The sequence below is a fragment of the Ruegeria sp. N11 genome (genome assembly GCF_056531525.1).
In genome coordinates, this window is the sequence record NZ_JBQFLX010000002.1 from 334,911 (window position 1) to 340,973 (window position 6,063).

Below are 6,063 nucleotides of genomic sequence, written 5' to 3' on the forward strand. Positions count from 1 at the left end.
CTACATCTCGATTTCATGCACCTCGGCCACTTCGACCGAGCCCGAGCCATTGACGACCATTGGACAGCCTTTGGCCATTTCGGTCGCGGCATCGATGCTGTCGGCCCGAACCACAGTGAACCCCGAGGCGGGGTTGGCGCCGCCATTATCGGTAACGCCATTGTTGCTGACCGTATAGGACTGACCCACCGGGTTGCCGGGGATATCGAGCGAATCGCCAATGCCCTGAAACCAGGCACCCCATGCGGCCATGGTCGCCTCGATCTCGGCGGGGTCGGTTGGGGTTGTTCCCCCGTGATAGACAAACAAATATTGGGGCATATCGCTCCTCCCTTTTTGAAAACCTACGTGCACTGGGCCTGCAATTTGCGCAGGGACGAAGTCCAGCCCATCTCGTGATTGGCCGCGGCCTCGGCATCCGCGAGTTCGCGGTGATCCACGGTCAGTCGCGCCCCGGTTTGCGTCGCTGCAACGGAAAAGGTCACGTGGCTTTCCGCACCGCGCTTGTCTTGATCGTCATGCCAGGCCCAGGTGAAGCCAACTGACTTCGGCGGATCAACATGGGTCACGTGACCGGACACCTTGAACTGTTTGCCCTCATCGTTCTGCATGACCGAGAACCATGGTCCGGTTCGTGAAAAGTCCAGATCATGCTCGGGCGCGTGTACGCCTTCCGGCCCCCACCATCGCAACAGCTTTGCGCCGTCGCTGATCCAGGCAAACAGGGTTTCGGGGCTGACGGGAAATTCCCGTTCGAGTTTCAAGTCGGCCATGAATTCTCCTGTTCAAGAATGTCGCCCAAACGGTCGAGGCTGGCCTCCCAGAACTGCCGCTTGGAAATGGTCCATTCCGCAATCGCGCGCAGGCCATCGGGCTGGATTGAGTAAATCCGTTGAGTGCCGTTCACCCGTTGCCGCACTAGTCCAGCTTCCCGCAGAACCTTGAGATGACGAGAGATCGCGGCACCGGACATGCCCCGGCCTTCAATCAAATCACCGGCGGGCAGCTCACCCTTCTCCATCAGTTGTTCAACAATCGAAAAGCGGGTGGCGTCGGACAGGGCAGAAAAAGCGGTCAGAAGCGTGGTCATGGCCCCATAATTAACACATGAGTTAAATAAAGGGAAGCCTCGATCAGATCGAGACGAATTCCGCGCGAGTATAGCCCTGCAGGTAAAGCAGCGCCGTCAGATCACCATGGTTGACGCGAACCTCGCACTGCTCAGCGACCGACGGTTTGGCGTGCAGCGCGACGCCGGTTCCGGCGCGGCTCAGCATGCCCAGATCGTTGGCCCCGTCGCCCACCGCAATAACATCGGCCTCGGCCAGGCCCAGGCGGCTGGTGACCTGCTCCAGGGCTTCAATCTTGGCCTGACGCCCCAGGATGGGGTGCTGGACTTTTCCGGTCAGCTTGCCGTTTTCGAACAGCAGCGTATTGGCCCGGTTTTCGTCAAAGCCCAACACTTCAGCGACCCGTGCGGTGAAGGCGGTGAACCCGCCAGAGACCAGCGCTGCATAACCGCCATTTGTCCGCATCGTGCTCAACAAGGTCTTACCACCGGGCATCAGCGTAATGCGCTCATCCAGAACTTTATCTATGACGCCGACATCAAGACCTTTCAGCAGGCCGACCCGCTCCGTCAACGCGCCTTCGAAATCCAGTTCGCCGTTCATGGCCCGAGCCGTGATATCCTTGACCCGTTCGCCGACACCCGCCTCATCGGCCAGCTCGTCAATGCACTCCTGCTGGATCATGGTGCTGTCCATGTCCGCCAGCAGCATCCTTTTGCGCCGTCCTTCCGCCGGCTGGACGATCAGATCAACCCCCACCTGCTGCAAATCCGCCCAGACGTCCCAGCGATGTCCGGGCATCTCTGACAGCGGGAATTCCGCCGCCTCATCCGGGCTGAACCACAGAATATCGCCACCGCCCCACGCATTTCGCAACGACTCGACCAAAGCCAGGTCCAGCGTCCGTGTCTCGGGGCTGGTCAGCAGAGTGGCAATGTACATATTCGATCTCCTGCAAGCTCACCTGCGAAGAATCGCGGGTACAGTATTTCGGCCAGAGGCTGTTGCGAAAACACGCCCCGCTGGGTCAGGTCGTGCCCACCCGTCACCCGACAGGTGCCTTAAGTTCCACGCGTCCCTGATCCGTCAGCAACCAGCATCTTCGTCCTTCGAACACCGCAACACTCACACTTTTTCCATAGCCCGCGCCGCTGTCCAGATTGACCCGGTTTCCGTAATGGGTCGCCTTGTCCACCGGTGTGTGGCCATGCACAATCAGCTTTGAATACGGCTTCTTGTGCACGTGAAAGGCCTGCCTGATCCAAACCAGATCATTTTCGTTCTGATCGCTCAGCGACACGCCGGGGCGGACGCCGGCATGCACGAAAGCAACCTGTTGGGTCTGGTACATGGCAAGAAGATCACGCAGGAAATTCACATGCGACTTCGGAACAGCCGCACGGGCCATTGCGTGCAGGTCTTCAAGCCGGATGCGATCCTCGAACTCCACTCCGTAGCTGCGCAAGGTCTCGATGCCGCCAAGGCGCTCGTGCAGCCAGTGGTACCCGACCAGCAGATGGGGGTCGTGGCGGGGAACATCCTCCATGAACCAGGCAAACATGCGATCGTGATTGCCCAGCAGCGTGATCCAGTCCCGGCCTTCACCGCGGCCCGCAATGAGCCTTTCGATCACACCCCGGCTGTCCGGGCCGCGATCGACATAGTCCCCCAGAAACACGATGCGCGCATCCGGCCCGCCATCTCGCTCGACCAGTTGCATCGCCCGTTCAAACTCGGCCGCTTGCCCGTGCAGATCGCCGACTGCGTAAACTGGCATTGTCATTGGTATCCTCCGGTGACGACCTCAGGGAACGTTCTGGCGCAATTGACGACTTTCATAAAGCCGATACCCGCAAGGATGCACCTGCGGGTATCCGAGCGTCTCAGATTCTCAACAGGTGTCAGGCCACATCAAATTCCAGCGGCTTGATCTGCGTGAACAATCCGGTCTCCGCCAGTTTGGCCCGCGCCTCGGCCGGAACGGGTTCGTCCACATAGAGCAAGGCGATCGCCTCGCCGCCAGCTTCGGACCGGCCGAGCGTAAAGTTCGCGATGTTCACACCATGCTCTCCCATGGTCTGTCCCAGCGTACCGATGATGCCCGGAACGTCCTCGTTGGTGGTATAGAGCATGTGCGACCCGATCTCGGCATCGATGTTGATGCCCTTGATCTGGATGAATCGCGGCTTGCCGTCGCTGAACACGGTTCCGCCGATCGAGCGTTCGCGCTTTTCCGTGACGACAGTCACCTTGATATACCCGTCAAAAGCACCCGATTTGTCCTGATTGGTGGTCGAGATCTTGATACCACGCTCTTTGGCAACCACAGGTGCCGACACCATGTTCACCTCAGGGTTGAACTTCTTCATGATCCCAGCGATCACCGAACAGTTCAGCGCCGCCAGGTTCATTTCCGCCGCGACACCATCGTAAAGGATGTTGATCGCTTTGATCGGTTCATCCGTCATCTGGCCAATGAAGCTGCCCAAATGACCCGCCAGCTTGATCCACGGTCCCATGATCTTGGCCTCTTCGGCGGTGACGCTGGGCATGTTCAGCGCGTTCTCGACCGCACCTGTCAGCAGGTAGTTCGAGATCTGCTCGGCCACCTGAAGCGCGACGTTTTCCTGAGCCTCTGTCGTCGCCGCCCCAAGGTGCGGTGTGCAGACCACGTTGGGCAGGTTGAACAATGGATTGTCTTTCGCAGGCTCGGCACTGAACACATCGAACGCGGCCCCGGCGACGTGACCCGACTGCAGCATTTCGGCCAGCGCCTCTTCGTCGACCAGACCACCTCGGGCACAGTTGATGATGCGTACCCCCTTCTTGGTCTTGGCCAGATTCTCGCGGCTCAGGATATTGCGTGTCTGGTCGGTCAGCGGCACGTGCAGAGTAATGAAATCCGCGCGGGCCAGCAGCTGATCCAGGTCGACCTTTTCGACTCCTATCGCGTCGGCTTTTTCCTCGCTCAGATAGGGGTCATAAGCGATGACCTTCATTTTCAACCCATGCGCGCGCTCGCAGACGATGCCGCCGATATTGCCCGCACCGATTACGCCCAGGGTCTTGTTGGTCAGCTCGATCCCCATGAACTTGGACTTTTCCCACTTGCCCGCATGGGTCGAGGTGCTGGCCTCGGGAATTTGCCGTGCCACGGCGAACATCATCGCAATCGCATGTTCTGCGGTGGTGATCATGTTGCCGAAAGGCGTGTTCATCACGATCACGCCCATTTTCGAGGCCGCTTCCTTGTCGATATTGTCGGTCCCGATCCCGGCGCGGCCGATGACTTTCAGCTTGTCCGCCTTCTCCAGAATTGTCGGTGTGACCTTGGTGGCCGACCGGATGGCAAGACCGTCATATTGGCCAATCACCTCGGCCAGTTTGTCTTTGTCCTTGCCCAGGTCAGGCATGAAATCCACGTCGATGCCGCGATCACGGAAGATCTGCACGGCGGTTTCGCTGAGTTTGTCAGAGACGAGTACTTTGGGAGCCATATTCTCTGGTCCTTGAATTGTATGGGATGTCCGGGCCGGATGTGGCCCGGTGAATAAGATCAGGCGGCCTCAGATTGCGCCGCGATTTCAGCCTCGAAGGCCCATGCCAGCCAAGGCAGCATCGCCTCGATATCCGAGGTTTCAACCGTGCCGCCGCACCAGATGCGCAGGCCCGCAGGCGCGTCGCGATAGGCCCCGATGTCCAGCGCCATATTCTCGGCCTCGAGCCGCTTGGCCACAGCCTTAGCGAAACCCGCTCCGTCCTGAATGCGCGCGTCGGTGAATTTTAGACAGACCGAAGTATTCGACTGCGTCGCCGCGTCCTCGGCCAGATTGGCAATCCAGTCATTCTGTTTGCAGAACGCGTGCACCGCACCGGCATTGGCATCCGCACGGGCCATCAGCCCCTGCAACCCGCCGACCGAGCGCGCCCAGTCCAGCGCGAACAGGTAATCCTCGACCGCCAGCATGGACGGCGTGTTGATCGTGGCACCGGTAAAGATGCCCTCGATCAACTTGCCACCTTTGGTCAGGCGGAAAATCTTGGGCAGAGGCCAAGCCGGTGTGTAGTTTTCTAGCCGCTCCACAGCGCGAGGGCTCAGGATCAGCATGCCGTGCGCCGCCTCACCGCCCAGCACTTTCTGCCAGCTGAAGGTGGTCACATCCAGCTTGTCCCACGGCAGGTCCATCGCGAAAGCTGCCGAGGTCGCGTCGCAGATCGTCAGGCCCTGACGGTCATCAGCAATCCAGTCGCCATTCGGAACCCGCACACCCGAAGTCGTGCCGTTCCAAGTGAACACCACATCATTGGCAAAATCGACCGTCGCCAGATCAACAATCTGACCATATTCCGCAGTCTTGACCTCGGCGGCGATCTTCAGCTGCTTGACCACATCTGTCACCCAACCCGCGCCAAAGCTCTCCCATGCCAGCATCTCGACCTTGCGTTCGCCCAGCAGCGACCAGAGCGCCATCTCAACCGCGCCGGTGTCCGAAGCGGGAACGATGCCGATCTTGTAATCGGCGGGAATACCCAGAATTTCGCGCGTGCCCTCAATGGCCGCCTTGAGCTTGTCCTTGCCGACAGCGGCCCGGTGCGACCGACCGAGTGCGGCGTCGGCCAGCTTGTTCAGTTGGAATGTAGGGGGTTTGGCGCAGGGGCCCGAAGAAAAACGCGGGTTCGCCGGCCGCAGTTCGGGTTTGCGCACGGCGTCTTGCGGCGCCGGTTGTTCGATAGTCATCTGTATTACCCTTCCAGATACACGCCCCTCGTTGGGGAGGGGTGTCCCACGGACAGAGGTATGGTCAGTTTGCACCCGCAGCAAGCAGAAAAGACGCTTCGTTGGGTGAAAACGACATCTGAAAATGGCACAATTTGGAACGCAGGTTTCCGATTGGCGAAAAACCCCGCCATTTTGCTGGCGGGGTTTTATCTTTCACTCAGCGGCTTCTTCGTATTCTGACATTGGAGGGCATGTGCAGATGAGGTTTCTGTC

At 59.4% G+C, this 6,063-nt stretch carries 8 protein-coding genes; 1 reads left to right on the top strand and 7 read right to left on the bottom strand.

Features of this window, described 5'->3' with window-relative positions; genetic code table 11:
• From ACR0J8_RS03615 to ACR0J8_RS03645, 7 genes are all read right to left on the bottom strand, one after another.
• Entirely contained in the window at positions 1–321 is a 321-nt protein-coding gene (locus ACR0J8_RS03615; RefSeq protein WP_480522657.1) for a YciI family protein, read from the bottom strand.
• Positions 322–344: 23 nt separating this feature from the next.
• The gene (locus ACR0J8_RS03620; protein WP_480522655.1) at positions 345–773 is read right to left on the bottom strand and encodes an SRPBCC family protein; all 429 of its coding nucleotides are present in this window, start codon (positions 771–773) and stop codon (positions 345–347) included.
• The gene (locus tag ACR0J8_RS03625) at positions 761–1,090 is read right to left on the bottom strand and encodes an ArsR/SmtB family transcription factor (RefSeq protein ID WP_480522653.1); all 330 of its coding nucleotides are present in this window, start codon (positions 1,088–1,090) and stop codon (positions 761–763) included. Before ACR0J8_RS03625 ends, ACR0J8_RS03620 begins: the two co-directional genes overlap by 13 nt.
• 43 nt (positions 1,091–1,133) lie before the next feature.
• Positions 1,134–2,012 carry a phosphoserine phosphatase SerB gene (gene serB, locus ACR0J8_RS03630; protein ID WP_480522652.1) on the bottom strand — a complete coding sequence of 293 codons (879 nt, stop codon included), beginning with the start codon at positions 2,010–2,012 and terminating at the stop codon, positions 1,134–1,136.
• Between the two features lie 103 nt (positions 2,013–2,115).
• Positions 2,116–2,853, bottom strand: a complete 738-nt coding sequence (locus ACR0J8_RS03635; RefSeq protein ID WP_480522651.1) for a metallophosphoesterase family protein — start codon at positions 2,851–2,853, stop codon at positions 2,116–2,118.
• A 118-nt stretch (positions 2,854–2,971) separates the two neighbouring features.
• On the bottom strand, positions 2,972–4,567 hold the full coding sequence (serA, locus tag ACR0J8_RS03640) for a phosphoglycerate dehydrogenase (RefSeq protein WP_480522650.1): 1,596 nt from the start codon (positions 4,565–4,567) through the stop codon (positions 2,972–2,974).
• Between the two features lie 59 nt (positions 4,568–4,626).
• Positions 4,627–5,808 (bottom strand): phosphoserine transaminase, encoded by a 1,182-nt coding sequence (locus ACR0J8_RS03645; protein WP_480522649.1) that lies wholly within the window; start codon positions 5,806–5,808, stop codon positions 4,627–4,629.
• Between the two features lie 60 nt (positions 5,809–5,868).
• Between ACR0J8_RS03645 and ACR0J8_RS03650 the strand changes: the two genes are divergently transcribed.
• Positions 5,869–6,030, top strand: coding sequence for a hypothetical protein (locus tag ACR0J8_RS03650; RefSeq protein WP_480522647.1), 162 nt, complete (start codon positions 5,869–5,871; stop codon positions 6,028–6,030).
• Positions 6,031–6,063: the final 33 nt, after the last annotated feature.